The sequence below is a fragment of the Pseudomonas sp. NPDC087185 genome, from assembly GCF_044744955.1.
In the GTDB taxonomy this organism is placed as follows: Bacteria; Pseudomonadota; Gammaproteobacteria; order Pseudomonadales; family Pseudomonadaceae; genus Aquipseudomonas.
The window spans coordinates 87918-103378 of the sequence record NZ_JBIUZK010000003.1; the positions used below are offsets into that span (position 1 = coordinate 87918).

A 15461-nucleotide genomic window follows, 5' to 3' on the forward strand; every position below is an offset into this window, starting at 1 on the left:
GTGAACCCCCTAAAGCACTTGAGCCTGCAGATCCGCCAGAAAATCCCCGAACCCTTCCCGAGCCCGGCTATCCAGCCGGCTGCTGGTCGCCACACTGTGCCTGGCCGTCCAGACAATCTGCGCACCGCTGGCTTCCAGGTCAGTCACCAGCTGCACATCCTCATGCGCCGCCAAAGGCTGAAAACCGCCAACACGCTCATAGGCGCGCGCGCACACCCCAAGGTTGGCGCCATGGATATGCCTGTGCCCCTCGCACGCCTGGTAACCACTACGGTACAGCTTGCGCAGGGCCGCACGTTGCCAGGGCTGCCAACGCTCGATATGAACCGTGCCACACACCACCTCCGCCGTGCACGCCAGCTGCGACAGCAACCAGTGTGGCGGCACCTGGCTGTCGGCATCGGTGCAGGCCAGCCACGTAGCGCCTCGGTCCAGCATAAGCGCGGCGCCAAGCCGGCGGGCCATGCCGACACTGCCGGCCTGCACCGCCAGCGTGCGCACGCCAAAGCGCCTGGCTACCGCCACACTGCCGTCGACACACCGGTCGAGCACCACCAGCACCTCGACCTGATGGCCTGCCTGCTCGGCCATCGCCACCGCCAGCGCCATGGCCTTGAGGCAACGGCCCAAGCGGCGCGCTTCGTTATGCGCAGGAATGACCACGGCAATCATGAGCAGGTCTCGCCCAGGTCGACCACGCTGGGCTGGCATGACCAGTACTCGAGCAGAAAATCCGCTTCTTCATGGCGCAATACCGGGTACAACGGCAGGTACTTGGCCAGCAGTTGATGGACTTCCCGACCCTCTTGCGGGCAGCCTTCGATCGGATGGCGCCAGTGACAGGCCAGCAGCCCGCCGTCCAAGGTGAGGCTGGCGACCGATTGCTCGATCACTTGCAACCAGTCGGTCGGGGCCAAGTAATAACCCACCTCGCTGAGCACGATCAGGTCGAAGCGCCCGCCTGGCCAGTCCGCTGGCAGGCGGCCCGCGGCAACCGACACATTGTGCAGCCCTGTGAGGCGCTGCCGTGCCAGCTGCACGGCGGTCGGGTCCAGGTCCTGGCACAACAGTTCGGCGCAGCGTTCCGCCAACGCGGCGCTCAATTCGCCATTGGCACACGCCGGCTCGAACACGCGCTGGTAGCACTGGCGCGGCAGGCTGGCCAACAGCAGGTCACGCTTGCGGCGCTCGTACCAGCGCGTGCGAAACGCCCAGGGGTCTTCATCGTTGGCATACAACTCAGCGAAATACTGCGCATCGAGGCTCATGACGACCTCCTTCAGAGGAATACCAGTTCGAACGGTTGCAGCAGGCAGTCGAGCAGCTGCGCGGGCAGTACCGGTGGCCGGTGTTGATCGGGCTCCAGCTGGCTGTGATGCGCGGCCAGCGCCTGGCGTTTGCGTGCCACCCGAGGTTCATCCACCTGCAGGCGATGCGCCCGTGGCCAAGGCAGGCGCGGGTCGTCAGGCTGCGCCCAGTGCCAGGCCCACACCGGCACTTCCACCAGCTGCACCTTGCGCGCGAGCGCCGCCTGGGCTGCGGCGCGGCCGAGCGCCTCGTGGTCGCAGTGGCCGTCGCCACGCCAGGTGGTCATCAGCAGGTCGTCAGGGCGCAACAGTTGGTTGAGGTGGTTGACCAGAAAGGCTTCGTCGCGCGGTAGCGCACCGTCCTTGAGGTGCAAACGCCGCCAGTCCAGCTGGTTGAGGTCCAGGTCCAGCTGTTGCAGGGCATGCCGGCTCTCCAGCGGCCTTTGGCGGCGCAGGCGGTGTTCGGTCCAGGTCGAAGAGTCGGGGTGGCTGCCTTCACCATCGGTGGCGGAAATCAACAGCAAATCTTGCTCGCGGCCGTGCATGCCGGCCAGCAAGCCACCGGCCATCAGAATCTCGTCATCCGGGTGCGGGGCCAGCAACACCAGGCGCCGGCCCGGTGGGAGCAGCTGCTCGGGCGTGATCCAGGTCGCCCGCGCCAGGTGCGCGGACTGTTGCCAATCCGCCCAGGACGTGCCGGAACTGGCCTGAATAAGGTTTACCGTCATAGCTGCCAGGCTCCTGCCGGCACTTGGGCCAGCTGTTGTCCAAGTACGGCCAGGTCGCGTTCGGCGTGGCTCTGGCGCAGGAACACCGGCAGGTCGGCACTCAGCCGGGCGAAGTGGCTGCTGCGGCAGAACGGGGTCGCGCCCAGGGCCCGCCCCACGTGCCGGATGACCTGTTCGACCGCCTGTTCCACCTGGGCACGTACGCGACGCACCTCGAAACTGGCGTCGGCGGTGGGCTGGTGATCAATCCATGCGGCGCATTCGCGCAACGCCGCGCGGGCGCCACACAACGTTGCGTCAACCGCGCCGAGGTGCGCCTGGGCATGAGGGTCGGGCCGGGGCTTGCGGCACTGCTCGCGCAGGTAATCGGCCAACGCTTCGGCGGCGCCGTACCAGCAGGCGGCAATACCGCCGCCGCCGTGCCAGAACCCGGGGCGCGACAAGTATTGGCCTGGCTGGCCGACCGCGATGCCCGGCGAGTCGGCGAAGGCGATTTGCACGCTGGTGGTGGTGCCCATGCCGACCGCTTGCCAGTGATCGACGTGCAGGCTCTGGCTGGTGTGCCCGAGTTCGATCGCGACCAGCTGCGGCTGCTCGTCATCGGCCCAGGCGGTGATCAGCGCGCGATCGATCTGCAAGGCGCCGGAGCACCAGGCCTTGTGCCCTGCCAGGCGCACCTGGTCGCCCTCTCGGCCAATGATACGGGCACGGGCATCCGGGGGTTCGGCAGCCCATACCCCCCATATCGCATCACCCACGAGGTGAGCCGCGCCACATTCAGCCAGGATCGCCAGGGCGTCGGTATGGCCTTCATACAGCTTCGCCAGCGCCAGGTCGCAACCGGCGACGCGCGCCAGGGTCTGCCAGCGTTGCAGGGTATGGCCTTGGCCAGGCAGCGGCAACAGGTCGAGGTGGTCGGCCAACAAGGCCCGCATCAGCTGTGCCAGCTGGGTGTCCAAGTTGAGCGCCTGCGGCCGTTCGCTAAAGGTGCGCAGCAAGCTGTCGAGGTTGCTGAGGTTGAAATCCTGAATGATGCTCATGCCATTCCCATCTGTTTGCGCATGCGTGCGGTAATCGATTGGCGGGTCTTGGCCATGCCTGCCCATGGGTCGTCGACCTCGGCCAGGCGTTCGTGCAGGTTGCCGATGTGCCACTGGTTGGCGCCCTTGAGCTGCCCCAGCTCCTCGCGCCAGATCGGTACCGACACCGGCAGGCCCTCACGGGCGCGCAGGGAATAGGCACAAGCCGTGGTGGCGCCTTTGCCGTTGCGCAGGTAATCGATGAAGATCCGCCCCACACGGTTCTTGGGCCCGGACACCGCGCTCAGGCGGTCGGGGAACAGCTTGGCCAGGTAGTTGACGATGGCGTGGCTGAAGTCCTTGACCTCGTCCCAGCCGGCGCGCCGGGTCAGGGGCACTACCAGGTGAATGCCTTTGCCGCCGCTGGTTTTCAGAAACACCGTGAGGCCCAGTTCGTCGAGCAGGGTCAGGGCCAACTGGGTGGCTTCGAGCATGGCTTTCCACGGCAGTGCCGGGTCCGGGTCGAGGTCGAGCACGAAGCGGTCGGGCTTGTCGAAATCCGTGTCGATGGCGTTCCAGGTGTGCAGTTCGAGCATGTTCATCTGCACCGCACCGAGCAAGGTATCGGGGCGGTTGATGACCATCGCCGCCTGGCCAGCCTCGGTCTTGTCGTAGGTGACCACGTTGGCGATGTGCAATTGCTCGGCATTTTTCTGGAAGAACAGTTCGCCGCCCAGTCCGTCCGGGGCGCGGACCAACGCGACCGGACGCTCCTTGAGGTGGGGCAGGATCCACTCGCTGACGCCTGCGTAGTATTCGGCAACCTGGCGCTTGGTGGCGCCGATCGTGGCGTCGATCACGCGGTCCGGGTGGGTAAGGCGCAGGTCGCCGAGGCCTTCGTGTTGTTTCGCTGCTTTACGTTGGGACACGGTCTTGGCAGGCATGGCGCGCTCCAGGTCGATGGCTCTGGCCGGTTTGTCGTCGCGCAAGCCGTGGAACACCGAGTGGCGCACGATGCCGTCCCGGGTCATCTGTGCATAGGCCACCTCGGCCATCAGTTGCGGCTTGAGCCAATGCACGCCACGGGCGTCGGCACCGGTTGGCGGTCGGGGCAGGGCGGGCTTGGCGATTTGCAGGGGTTTGAGGCGGGCATGGAGGCTGTCCAGCGTGGTGGCGCTGAAGCCCGTGCCGACCTTGCCGGCGTACCGTAGCTCGCCGTTTTCGGCGTCATGCAGGGCCAACAATAGAGCACCGAAGCCGCTGCGGCTGCCCTTGGGGTCGGTGAAACCGACGATCACGAACTCCTGGCGCTGCTTGCACTTGAGCTTGATCCAGTCGGCGCTGCGCCGGCCGCTGTAAGGGCTGCCGGCGCGTTTGCCGATCAAGCCTTCAAGCGCCAAGCGGCAGGCACTGTCGAGCAACGAGTCGACCGGCTGGTCGAAGTCGGCGGAAAATTGAAGCACGTCCGAGCTGTCGTGCTCCAGCAGTTGGCGAAGCGCCTCGCGCCGCTCCTCGACCGGCTGCTCGCGCAGGTCCTGACCGCCCAGATAAGGCAGGTCGAACAGGTAATAGACAATCTGCTCGTCCTGGTCGGTGTCAAAGGCATTCTGCAGGGCCTGGAAATCGGCCACGCCGTTCTCGCCATTGACCACCATCTCGCCATCGAGCCAGGCAGAATCAACACCCAATGCACGCAGTGCAGCCACCTGCCGAGGCATCTTGGCGCTCCAGTCGTGGCCATTGCGGGTGAACAGGCGCACATCGTCACCATCGATACGGGCAAGGATGCGATAGCCGTCGAATTTGACTTCATAGCGCCAGTCGCCCGCAGGGGGCGAGTCGACCAAGGTCGCCAGCTGAGGCGGGAGTTTATCGGGCAGTGCGGTTTTTTTGGCTGCACTTGCACGTCGACGTTTGGTGGGGTTGGCGGTCTTGTCCGCGTTGGCGGCACGTCGCGGTACTAACGTGCGGTCGCTGAGCACGCTGTCGGGCTGCGCCTCGACAATGCTGTACTCGGCCTCGCTGCGTGCCTGGCCGTCATGCGACTTGACCAGCATCCACTGTTCCTTCTTGCCGGCCAGGTGGGTGCGAAACAGGTTCCACACCCCACTGAGCTTTTCGCCCTGCAGGCGAAAGCGCAGCTTGCCCTTGGCATAGGCCTCCCGTGCGTCACCTTCGGGCTCCCAGCTACCGCGATCCCAGACAATCACATCGCCGGCGCCGTAGTGGCCTTCCGGGATATGGCCTTCAAAATTGGCGTAATCGAGGGGGTGGTCTTCTACATGAACGGCCAGGCGCCGCACTTTCGGGTCCAGCGATGGGCCTTTGGGGATCGCCCAGCTTTTCAACGTGCCATCCAGTTCGAGCCGGAAGTCGTAATGAAGGTGGCTGGCGTCGTGCTTCTGGATGCAAAACTGCAGGGCATGCGCCGTTTTGGCACGGCCGCGCTTGCCACTGGGCTCGGGCGTGGCGTTGAAATCGCGCTTGCGCTCATATTCCTGCAGGGGTTTGGCCATGACAGGCTCCAAAGGGGTCGCGGTCTTTAATTTGGGAGGCAACGGGCTTGGCGGTAGTTCAAAAATTCATTTCACCGCGCTGGCAAAAAAGTCTGAATCTTCGGCGGCCCCACCAGTCGACCGGATACACCCCGCTGATGGAGAGCCGAGATGAGCCAACCCACGGACCGCAAGCCCTACACGCCCAATGAAATCGATGACACCGAGGACCGCATGGGCAGCGTGCATGAGCTGGACTTCAGCGACCGCAACGACGACCGCGAGGGACGAATCGGTGATGAACGCCCTGCTTCGGAAGTGGCCAAGGAGTTCACGCCGCGGCGCGTTGCAGAAAGCGGCATGACCGGCGGTGAGGCGCTCACCGACAGCCTGCACGAGGACAACGTCACCGACGATGACCTCAGCCCGGATACGTTGTTCGATGAAACCGGCGCGCGCGACCCGTATGAGCCGGGCGATGGCGAGGGCCCGGCTGACGAAAGCCTGCGGCAGGTCGAGGCCAACGAGATTGGTGGCGGCATTGGCCTGGACGAAGCCGAACTTGCCCGCTCCGCGCCACTGGACGGTGAACCGTGGACTGACGACGTGGTGGACGAAAAACCTTCCAACTGACCCGCCAGCGCGCTAATGCGTTTGCCAGATCCCGTTGCTGCGTTCGCAGTCGGCGCGGGCCTGGCCCAGGCTGGGGGTGTCGTAGTAATACGTGATCACCCTGGCATCCTTGCCCAGTGCAGGCCGCGTCGAAGGCTCGTCGCGGCCTGCGGCTTTGGGGTTGGCCAAGGTTTCCTGGGTCAGCGGCGCGATGCAGCTACCGACGCTGCCATCGGCGCAACGCGCCACTTTGTGCTTCTCGGTATTGAGCATCTCCTTGCTTTCGTTGCTACACGACCAGTTGATCGCTTCGGCCGGCATGTTGCTGTAGCTGTAGCAGGTCCGCCCTTCGACAGGCTTGACCGCTTCACTGGATGATCGGGTCATCACCTCGCAGGCCTCGGCCTGCACCTCGCCACTGGCCAGGCCGGCCAGCATCACCATCAACAGGGGTAGACGCATGTGTCACCTCCCGGGCCGCTGGCCCGTGTTCAGGTCTTGCGCAAGGACGTATCGCCGCGCTGGCGCAGGGTGCGCGCGCGTTTCTCCAGCACCAGGTAGGTGATCACCGCCAGCAGCAGCGGGATCAGGTAATACAGGGTGCGGTAGCCCAGCAGTGCCGCCACCAGGGTGCCCTGACCCAGCTGGCCGTGGAGCAGCGCGAGGAATACTGCTTCCAGCACGCCAAGCCCGGCGGGAATATGCGCCACAACGCCCGCGACGCAACTGATCAACAAGATGCCGAGGACAGACGGGTAGAACAGGTCATCCGGCAACAACCAATAGATCAGCGCTGCCATCAACGCCCAGTTGCTCGCACCCAGCATCACCTGGCACAGCGCCAGGCGCAGCGAAGGCAGGGTGATCTCATGCTCGCGCACCTGCCAGGTGCGGCGCTTGGCGAATGCGCACGCCAACAGGTAGGCCAGGGCGATACCCAGCAACAGCAAGCCAATCATCTGCAGCCCGGTCACGCCCACCGCCCAGCTGTTCGGCAACTTGACCAGGCGCAACGCGAAGACCGTACCGGCCAGCAGCATATAGCCCATCCAGTTGGTCAGCAGGCCCAGGGTGAGGATTTTGGTGATGGTCGCGGTGTCCAGGCCCAGCCGCCCATACAGCCGGTAGCGCAGGGCCACGCCACCCACCCAGGTGGTGAAGTTGAGGTTGAAGGCATAACAGACGAACGCCACCGGCAGCACCTGACTGGCGGGCAGGTGATGCCCGGTATAGGCCCGCGCCAGCAGGTCGTAGCTAGCGAACGTCAGGTAGCTGCACAGCGCCAGGGCCAGGCCGACGACCAGGGTGCCTGGCTTGTAGGCCACCAGCGACTGGCGCACCTCGTTCCAGTCCAGGTTGCGCGCCAGCAGGTACAGCAGTGTGGGGACCAGTATGACGAACAGCAGGGTCAACCCGCGCTTGCCCCAGGTATGCCAGGCTTTTTGTGCCATCAGGTATTGCCCTCGTGAAGGTCGCCCTGAGCTTGTATTTCCGGCTGCAACGAGCGCAGCCGTTGCCGGTGTGCCGGAAACCAGCCGGCAATGCGCGGGAAATAGCGGGTGAGGTGAAAGCCGATGAAGATCAGCGGTGCTCGCCACCAGTAGCCGCGAATCATCCGTTCCAGCGTTACCGCCTTGCATTGTTCGCTGGCCAGCGACGTGAGGTGATGGTACAGGTGCTGGTTGAAGGCCCGGTCACGTATCAGCAGGTTGGCCTCCAGGTTGAACGACAGGCTCAGCGGGTCGAGGTTGCTCGAACCCACGGTCGACCATTCATCGTCCACCAGGGCGACCTTGCCGTGCAGCGGCCGTTGGCAATATTCGTGAATCCGCACGCCATCGCGCAGCAGGTAGTTGTACAGCAGCCGCGAGAGCGCGCGCACCCAGCGCATGTCCGGTTGGCCTTGCAGAATCAACGTCACCTGCACGCCACGGCGGGCCGCGTTGCGCAATTCGCGCAACAGCCGGTAACCCGGGAAAAAGTACGCGTTGGCTACCACGATCCGCTGGCGCGCCGCGCGCAACGCCTGCAGGTAACACACCTCTATATCGGTACGATGGCGCACATTGTCGCGTTCGACCAGCACGGCGCTGGCCTGGCCTGCAGGCTGGGTGAGGGGGCGCACCTGGCTGGGTGGGTCCAGCACCGGTGCCATCAACCGTCGACTGGAGGCATGCACCTGCGCCACCACCGGGCCCCACACCTCCACCGCATAATCCTGCTTGGCCATCGGGCCGAAGTCGCCCAGATGGTCGGCGCTGTAGTTGATCCCGCCGATAAACGCCCGCTCGCCATCGACCACCACGATCTTGCGGTGCAGGCGGCGGAACAGGTTGGTGCGCATGCCGGCCACACGCGGCTGCGGGTCGAACGCGTGAAAATTCACGCCCGCGTCGGTCATGGCTGAAATGAACCCTTCCGGGAGGTCTGCAGTGCCGTAGCCATCCACCGCCAGCTCTACGCGCACGCCGCGGCGCGCTGCATCGATCAGCACCTGCTGCAGTTGCTGGCCGACCTTGTCGTCGAAAATGATGAAGGTCTCCAGGAGGATTTCCTCGCGTGCCTGGGCCATGGCCTCGAACACGCGGGGGTAATAGTCTTCGCCGTTGATCAACAGCTCGACGCTGTTGCCGTCCACCCAGGGTCTGTTCACAGGTTGATCTCCGCAGCCAAGGGGGCATGGTCCGACAAGTGTGACCAGGGGTATTTCGACAGCACCTGCGCCTGGCTTGCCTTGGCGTTGCGCAGGTAGATGCGGTCCAGGCGCAGCAACGGCAGGCGCGCCGGAAAACTGCGTGCAGGGCTGCCAAAGGCTTCCTCTACATGTCGAGAGAGCACAGCGTCGGCTTTCAGCCGCCAATCGTTGAAGTCACCCGCGATAATCACCGGGGCTTTCGCCGGCAGGCTGTCCAGCAGCTCGAGTAACAAGTGCACTTGGCGTTGCCGATGCCCTTCGCGCAGGCCCAGGTGCACGCAAATGGCGTGAACGTCCTCATGGCCCGGAACATCCAGGCGGCAATGCAGCAAGCCGCGCTCTTCATTGCCTTTGATCGACACGTCAAGGTTGCGATGATCGGCAATGGGGAATTTCGACAGCAGGGCGTTGCCATGGTCGCCATGCGGATACACGGCATTACGCCCGTAGGCGAACTGCGGCCACATGCTGTCGGCCAGAAACTCGTATTGCGGCGTCTCGGGCCAGGCTGGATGACGCTGCGCATGCTGCTGATGGCTACCATGCACCTCCTGCAGGAACACCAGGTCGGCACCGGTGGCGCGTACCGCCTCGCGCAACTCTGGCAGGATGAAACGCCGGTTCAACGCGGTGAACCCTTTATGCACGTTGATCGTCAGCACGTTCAGGCGGTGTACCGTGGTAATGCGGTCGATGATGCAGCCGGGGTTGGGCAAGGTCTTGTTCACAATGCCACCTCCGGTTCGACGCCGGGCTCGGTGACCAGTTCACCGTCCAGTTCAAGCTTCTCGAGCAGGCGGCGCGCGTCGAAGGGGGCATGAACCTTCTGGTCATTATCGAAGTAGCAGTAGATGTCCCGCGAGGCACGCCGCCGCGGTGGCCGGTCGACGATGAGTTGCGCATCGTCCGGCTGCCCGCCCTGGCTCCAGTGCTGGATGCGCTGCTTCCAGCGCCGCAGGGCGCGGGCGGTATAGCCGCTGCTGTAGAGTTCGACATCGCCGTGCAGGCGCATGTAGACGAAATCGGCAGTCACGTCCTCGACACAGGGCCATTTACCCGCACTGTCCGCTACCACCAGGGCCACGCGATGCTTGCGCAGCAGCTGGACGAACGCCTCGCACAGAAAGCTTTCGTTTCGGATCTCCACCGCATGGCGCAAACGCGCATTGCCTTTGATGGCGGTGCTGCCATTGCCCTGCAGGCGTTCGGCGCACTGCGCTGCGCAGGCGCGGGCAGCCTGGCGGTCACGCGGCAGCAGCTCGAGAAAGCGGGCAAAGCGGGCTTCATCGAACGTCATGTTCGGCGGAAACTGCCACAGGATGGGCCCCAGCTTCTTGCCAAGCAGCAAGGGGCCGGAGGCAAAGAAATTGGCCAGCGGTTCTTCGACATCCTTGAGCCTGCGTACATGGGTGATGTAGCGCGGCCCTTTGACCGAAAACACGAAATCGTCGGGCGTGTCATCCCGCCAGTGCTGGTAGCGTTCCGGTGACTGCAGGCTATAGAACGAGCCATTGATCTCGATACTGTTGACCGCCCGCGAGGCAAATGCCAATTCGCTGTCCTGCGGCAGGCCCTGCGGGTAGAAGTCCTTGCGCCAGGGGCCGTAGCGCCATCCGGATATTCCGATGCGGATCTCGCTCACGCTGTTGTCCTCATTGCTGTCCCTTGAATAGCGACCCGCGATGAGCACAAACGGTTCAGGGTCTGTGACCAATGGCCGGCAAGCCAGCGCCGGGGAACTTTGCGCCCGCCGACGATTCCACCGAAGGACGAAGCCTGGTGAGGACCGTTGGCATGAAATTCAACCGTTTCGCCCAATGGCTGGCCAACTGGACCGGCCGCCCGCTGTCTTTCGCCGTGGCCCTGCTGCTGATCCTGATCTGGGGCGTGAGCGGGCCATTGTTCGACTTCAACGACACCTGGCAGCTGGTGATCAACACCTCGACCACCATCATCACCTTTCTCATGGTGTTCCTCATCCAGAACACCCAGAACCGTGACAACGACGAACTGCACATCAAGATCGACGAACTGCTGCGCACCACCCGCCGCGCGCACAAGGCCTTGCTGGACCTCGAAGACATGGACTCGGCCGAGCTGCATGCGCTGCGCAAGCAATACCAGCTGATGGGCGAGCGTGGCGGTGATCAACCAGCAGCATCCAACGAGGATGACACGCGCGATTGAAGGCCTGCCCGTTCATCTGGAATGACCCGCCAACCTGGAGGCAAGCATGGCCAGACACATCATCCACTTCACCGGCCCGATCAATTCATCCACCTGCGGCAACCTGATCAACACTTGTTCAAAGGTGCTGCAACAAGGCGCCGAGGTGCTGCAGCTGAACATCGCCACCATGGGCGGGGAGTGCAGCTACGGCTTCACCCTGTACAACTTCCTGCGCGCCTTGCCGGTGCCGGTGCACACCCACAACCTGGGCACCGTCGAATCGATGGGCAACATCCTGTTCCTGGCGGGCGAGCACCGCACCGCTTGCGCCCACAGCAAGTTCCTTTTCCACCCGTTCCACTGGACGCTGCACGGTTCGGTAGACCACGCACGCATGGCCGAGTATGCGATGAGCCTGGACTACGACTTGCGCCTATACGCAGAGATCGTCGCCGAACGCACCCAAGGCAGTAGCGAAGTGCTGGATGTGCCGCGCTATTTAATGGCATACCCGCGCATCCTGGGGCCCAAGGAGGCCCTGGAGAGCGGCATGATCCACGCCATCGACGAGATGCCGATCGAGGCTGAGGTCACCCAGTGGAGCGTGCATGCCTGATGGGCGGCAGAGCAGAAAAAGCGGCGCACAAACATTTGCCTGGCCGATGTTTCGCGCCGCTGGTCAGCTTTGCATAAATGGATTGAGCAGATCACTGCCAGGCCGGCTCGGAAAAGAGGCATGGCACCGTTTCATGCGCCCAACCATTCCATCGCAAGGAGAAACGACATGGCTCGTGATCAACAGCGGACCGGACAACGTGGCGGCACCAAGGAAACCAACCCCGGTAACTTCGCCAATGACCGCGAACGGGCGTCCCGTGCCGGCCACAAAGGCGGCCAGGCCTCAGGCGGCAATTTTGCCAACGACCGTGAAAGGGCCTCGCAAGCCGGGCGCAAAGGTGGCCAGAACAGCCACGGCGGGGGCCGTCAGCCACAGGGATGAACGTCTGGATCACTTTCAGGCTTCAGGGGTTCGCGCTGCGAGCCCCTGCTCAGTGCAATTGTTCGACAATTATTTTGAATCTTTGCCGTCAGGTGTCACTCAATGAAGAAGTCATCCATGGAGAAGAGGAGGGCCCCGTGATGCCTAACCCCCAGCTGTACATCATCGACTACCAACTGCATGGCGAGCCACGCAGTTTCATCATTCGCATGGAGCGAATGGACAATACCGAAGCCTGGCATTGGGCAAGCTGTGATGCGGGTATCGGCATCATTCCCAAATTTGGCCGCGAGAAAATCAAGAAGGTCAGCCGGCCGATGGCCGAGCGTTATGGCATTACCGCGGTGAGTTGGCGGTTGTCGGGGGGCAAACCGAGCCAGTCGGTCGGGGATTCTGCAGTGATCAGCTAAAAAGCGGGAGCGGGCTGCAGGCCCGCTCAGGCAGGTTACGCCCCCGACTCCGGGTCGCTGGCCGGCACGCCAGGGCGGTTTTGATCATCATCGGCGACATTCGGGTCGGCATCCGGATCGTCCGCACGGTCATTACGCTTTTCAGGGTCGAGTTCGGGCCAGTCATCCTGGGCGTTGCCGCCGCCCATTCGCAGTGTCTCGTTCATCACGGTCTCCTTGGTGGCATGTGCAATTTAGAGTGCGCATCCGCCACGGATGATCGGCCTGCAGGCGGCCGCCCCCGACCAACGGCATCAGGTACCGGTGTACTTGACCGCTGCAGCCGTACGCGAGGTGACATTCAGCACTTTGAGCAGCGATGACACATGAATGCGTACGGTGAATGGCGAGATGTCCAGGGCACGGGCGATTTCCTTGTTGGTCTTGCCCTGGGCAATCAGCCGCAACACTTCATGCTGACGGTGGGTGAGCTGTTCGAGTTCGGCATCACCGCCCAAGTTTGGCAACAGCCCGGAAGGCGCGTACCTGACCAGCACTTCACCCTCGCGAATGGCCAGGATCGCCGCGCCGACCTCGTCGGGCGCGATGCTCTTGCCGATGAAACCATCGACGCCGCTGGCCATGACCAACTCGATCAGCGCGGGGTCATCGACCATCGACACGATGATCAGCGTGGTGCGGCGCAGTTGCTGGCGCAACTCGGCCAGGCGGTCGATGCCGGTCAGCCCGGGGAAGCGCAGGTCGAGGATGAGGGTATCCGGCGCTTCGCCCTGACACGCCAGGGCCAGCACCTGTTGAAGGTCGCCGGCTTCTTCCAGTTGGGCATCGGGCAACACCCGCTGTACGGTGCGGGCCATCGCTTCCCTGAACAGCGGATGGTCATCCGCCACGATGATGCGGCACGTCACGTCCTGACACTCCCTGTGAACGCCGGTTTTCCGGGCCATGCTAATTTAGCAGCTGACAACGGCAAACGTCGCGCCGAGAGGGCCGTTATGCGACCCCGTGCACAGGGATGTCACCATGGACTACGACAAGAACAACGAACTCGACCAGGCCAACCTGCGGGTGAAGGTCGCCAGCTTTGCCCTGGTGTACATCACCGTGCTGGGCTTTTTGCCCGGGCAGTCGCTGCAAGACTACCTGCCGGTGATCTGCTACATCGTCAGTTTCATCGTGCTGTCGATCGGCTTGCGCCAGGCCATCGCCCGCTGGCCGGGGCATTACCCCTGGCGACGGGTGCTGGGCATCGTGCATGACTACACGGGCACCTGCTTCGGCCTGGTGCTGGGCGGCGAAGCGGCGTTGCCGCTGTATGCGGTGATGGTCTGGGTCAACCTGGGCAACGGCATGCGCTTCGGCACGCGTTACCTGCTGATTGCCACGCTGCTGGCGCTGACGGCGCTGCTGGTGGTCTACCAGCTCACCCCCTATTGGCAGGCCAACCCCTTCATGGTGCTCATGCTGCTGACCACCAGTACGGTGATCCCGGTATATGCCCACATGCTGCTGGAGCGCACGCGCCAGGCCTCGGAGCTGGCGATGGCCGCCACCCAGGAGAAGTCGCGGTTCCTCGCCCAGGCCAGCCATGACCTGCGCCAGCCGATCCACTCCATCGGCCTGTTCACCGCATGCCTGCGCGAAGCGTCACTGGGCGAGCAGGAGCGACGCCTGGTGGACAGCATCGACCGGTCCCTGCTCAATGTGTCGCAGCTGTTCCGCTCGATCCTCGACCTGTACACCCTGGACAACGGCCGGGTGCAGCCCAAGCACGACACCTTTGCGGTGGGCGACCTTCTGGCCGAACTGCTGCGCCAGAACGCCGAAGCGGCCCGCTGGGCTGGCGTGGAGATGCGCCTGCGCCCCAGCAGGCACTGGACCCGCGCCGACCGCGGGATGCTCGCGACCATGGTGCAGAACGTGCTCTCGAACTGTTTCAAGTACGCGGCACATCGCCCCTTGCTGATGGGCGTTCGGCGCCATGGCGAAGGGCTGGCCATCGTCGTCTATGACCAAGGGCGCGGCATTGCCGACGAGCACCAGGGGCTGGTCTTCGAAGAGTTCTACCGCGTGCGCCAGCTGCGTGACAAGGATGTTGAAGGCGTTGGTTTGGGCTTGTCGATCGTCAAGCGGCTGGGGCAGCTGATGGGCTTGCAGGTGCGCTTGCGTTCACGGCTTGGCCGAGGTACTGCGGTCAGTCTGCTGGGCTTGCCACGGCTCGCCGCCCAAAAACCGGTGGCTGGCGTTGAACAGCAAGCGCTGCAGCACGCGTTGCTGGGTGGTTTGCGTGTTTGCCTGGTGGAGGATGACCACAACGTGCTGCGCGCCACGTCAGCGTTGCTGCAGCGCTGGGGGTGCGAGGTGGAGCCGCACAGCTCACCGGTGGGGCTGAGCAGCCAATGCGAGGTGATCGTGGCCGATTATGACCTGGGGCAGGAGGCGACGGGGGTGGACTGTATCGACAGCCTGCGCCAGCAGCGTGGCTGGCAGGTCCCGTCGCTGATCATGACGGGGCATGACCTTGAGAAGATTCAGGCCATCGTGCAAGGGCGCAATATCGCCGTCCTTTCCAAACCCGTGCGTCCTGCGGAGTTGCGGGTAGCCTTGCGCAAGCTGCGCGAGGAGGCCTCGACGCCGACTGGCTAGACCGGCGTCGGGACAGGCCCGTTTTACTGCAGGATCAACGCCTGGCCTTCCTTGAGGCACGACGGCGTCGGCTGGTACAAGCCCATGCCACCGACCGCGACGATCGCGCCGCTCGGGATCTGGCAGTTGTACTCGCCCTTGGCCGTGGTGGCGGTGTAGTAGGTGATGGTGCTGTCGCTGCGCACATTGGCAACCTTGCTCACCGGGGTGTTCAAGGCAAACTCGGCGCGCTCCTTGAGGGTGTCGTTGGAAGGGTTGATGGTTTGGCATCCGGCGACACCGACCAGTACGGCGGCGCTCAGGAGGAGTTTGAGGGCATTCATGACAATAGGCTTCCTTGGCGTTGTTCTGGGTGTACGGCGCGCGCTGTTTGCAGCGCG

Annotated in this window: 19 protein-coding genes; 6 read left to right on the plus strand and 13 right to left on the minus strand. The window is 63.9% G+C overall.

From position 1 onward, the window contains the following. Positions 1–9: 9 nt before the first annotated feature. Genes ACIPIJ_RS10595 through ligD form a run of 5 tightly spaced genes read right to left on the minus strand, consistent with a single transcriptional unit; the run spans position 10 to position 5570 of the window. Complete coding sequence (locus ACIPIJ_RS10595) at positions 10–672, minus strand: glycosyltransferase (RefSeq protein ID WP_401077544.1); 663 nt, start codon at positions 670–672, stop codon at positions 10–12. Further along, entirely contained in the window at positions 669–1268 is a 600-nt protein-coding gene (locus tag ACIPIJ_RS10600; protein WP_401075974.1) for a class I SAM-dependent methyltransferase, read from the minus strand. The genes ACIPIJ_RS10595 and ACIPIJ_RS10600 overlap by 4 nt, the downstream gene beginning before the upstream one ends. 11 nt (positions 1269–1279) lie before the next feature. Continuing rightward, positions 1280–2035, minus strand: coding sequence for a PIG-L deacetylase family protein (locus ACIPIJ_RS10605; protein WP_401075977.1), 756 nt, complete (start codon positions 2033–2035; stop codon positions 1280–1282). After that, the gene (locus tag ACIPIJ_RS10610; protein WP_401075980.1) at positions 2032–3075 is read right to left on the minus strand and encodes an acyl-CoA dehydrogenase; all 1044 of its coding nucleotides are present in this window, start codon (positions 3073–3075) and stop codon (positions 2032–2034) included. The genes ACIPIJ_RS10605 and ACIPIJ_RS10610 overlap by 4 nt, the downstream gene beginning before the upstream one ends. Further along, a complete protein-coding gene (ligD, locus tag ACIPIJ_RS10615; RefSeq protein WP_401075983.1) occupies positions 3072–5570 on the minus strand; it encodes a DNA ligase D in 2499 nt (832 codons plus the stop codon). Before ligD ends, ACIPIJ_RS10610 begins: the two co-directional genes overlap by 4 nt. Positions 5571–5720: 150 nt before the next feature. Here ligD and ACIPIJ_RS10620 point away from each other — a divergent pair, with 150 nt between their 5' ends. Continuing rightward, the gene (locus ACIPIJ_RS10620) at positions 5721–6182 is read left to right on the plus strand and encodes a phosphotransferase system, HPr-related protein (protein ID WP_401075986.1); all 462 of its coding nucleotides are present in this window, start codon (positions 5721–5723) and stop codon (positions 6180–6182) included. A gap of 12 nt (positions 6183–6194) precedes the next feature. Here ACIPIJ_RS10620 and ACIPIJ_RS10625 read toward each other — a convergent pair whose 3' ends face one another. The 5 genes from ACIPIJ_RS10625 to ACIPIJ_RS10645 are packed head-to-tail and all read right to left on the minus strand — an operon-like array spanning position 6195 to position 10498. After that, on the minus strand, positions 6195–6623 hold the full coding sequence (locus tag ACIPIJ_RS10625; RefSeq protein ID WP_401075988.1) for a hypothetical protein: 429 nt from the start codon (positions 6621–6623) through the stop codon (positions 6195–6197). A gap of 29 nt (positions 6624–6652) precedes the next feature. Then, positions 6653–7612, minus strand: a complete 960-nt coding sequence (locus tag ACIPIJ_RS10630; protein ID WP_401075991.1) for a lysylphosphatidylglycerol synthase domain-containing protein — start codon at positions 7610–7612, stop codon at positions 6653–6655. Next, positions 7612–8814 carry a cardiolipin synthase ClsB gene (gene clsB / locus ACIPIJ_RS10635; RefSeq protein ID WP_401075993.1) on the minus strand — a complete coding sequence of 401 codons (1203 nt, stop codon included), beginning with the start codon at positions 8812–8814 and terminating at the stop codon, positions 7612–7614. The genes ACIPIJ_RS10630 and clsB overlap by 1 nt, the downstream gene beginning before the upstream one ends. Then, complete coding sequence (locus tag ACIPIJ_RS10640) at positions 8811–9584, minus strand: endonuclease/exonuclease/phosphatase family protein (protein ID WP_401075994.1); 774 nt, start codon at positions 9582–9584, stop codon at positions 8811–8813. Before ACIPIJ_RS10640 ends, clsB begins: the two co-directional genes overlap by 4 nt. Beyond that, on the minus strand, positions 9581–10498 hold the full coding sequence (locus tag ACIPIJ_RS10645) for a DUF72 domain-containing protein (RefSeq protein WP_401075996.1): 918 nt from the start codon (positions 10496–10498) through the stop codon (positions 9581–9583). Before ACIPIJ_RS10645 ends, ACIPIJ_RS10640 begins: the two co-directional genes overlap by 4 nt. A gap of 152 nt (positions 10499–10650) precedes the next feature. Here ACIPIJ_RS10645 and ACIPIJ_RS10650 point away from each other — a divergent pair, with 152 nt between their 5' ends. From ACIPIJ_RS10650 to ACIPIJ_RS10665, 4 genes are all read left to right on the plus strand, one after another. After that, positions 10651–11043, plus strand: a complete 393-nt coding sequence (locus tag ACIPIJ_RS10650; protein ID WP_401075997.1) for a low affinity iron permease family protein — start codon at positions 10651–10653, stop codon at positions 11041–11043. 46 nt (positions 11044–11089) lie between these two features. Further along, on the plus strand, positions 11090–11641 hold the full coding sequence (locus ACIPIJ_RS10655) for an ATP-dependent Clp protease proteolytic subunit (protein WP_401076000.1): 552 nt from the start codon (positions 11090–11092) through the stop codon (positions 11639–11641). 168 nt (positions 11642–11809) lie between these two features. Then, positions 11810–12025, plus strand: coding sequence for a general stress protein (locus tag ACIPIJ_RS10660; RefSeq protein ID WP_401076003.1), 216 nt, complete (start codon positions 11810–11812; stop codon positions 12023–12025). A gap of 140 nt (positions 12026–12165) precedes the next feature. Next, entirely contained in the window at positions 12166–12435 is a 270-nt protein-coding gene (locus tag ACIPIJ_RS10665) for a DUF6555 family protein (RefSeq protein ID WP_401076005.1), read from the plus strand. Positions 12436–12470: 35 nt separating this feature from the next. On the opposite strand, the gene ACIPIJ_RS10670 is transcribed toward ACIPIJ_RS10665, so the two are convergent. Then, positions 12471–12641, minus strand: coding sequence for a hypothetical protein (locus ACIPIJ_RS10670; protein WP_401076008.1), 171 nt, complete (start codon positions 12639–12641; stop codon positions 12471–12473). Between the two features lie 87 nt (positions 12642–12728). Further along, a complete protein-coding gene (locus tag ACIPIJ_RS10675; RefSeq protein WP_401076010.1) occupies positions 12729–13343 on the minus strand; it encodes a LuxR C-terminal-related transcriptional regulator in 615 nt (204 codons plus the stop codon). Positions 13344–13458: 115 nt separating this feature from the next. Between ACIPIJ_RS10675 and ACIPIJ_RS10680 the strand changes: the two genes are divergently transcribed. Beyond that, complete coding sequence (locus ACIPIJ_RS10680) at positions 13459–15081, plus strand: hybrid sensor histidine kinase/response regulator (RefSeq protein ID WP_401076013.1); 1623 nt, start codon at positions 13459–13461, stop codon at positions 15079–15081. Between the two features lie 23 nt (positions 15082–15104). Here ACIPIJ_RS10680 and ACIPIJ_RS10685 read toward each other — a convergent pair whose 3' ends face one another. Then, positions 15105–15404, minus strand: a complete 300-nt coding sequence (locus ACIPIJ_RS10685) for a hypothetical protein (RefSeq protein WP_401076016.1) — start codon at positions 15402–15404, stop codon at positions 15105–15107. Positions 15405–15461 lie beyond the last annotated feature (57 nt).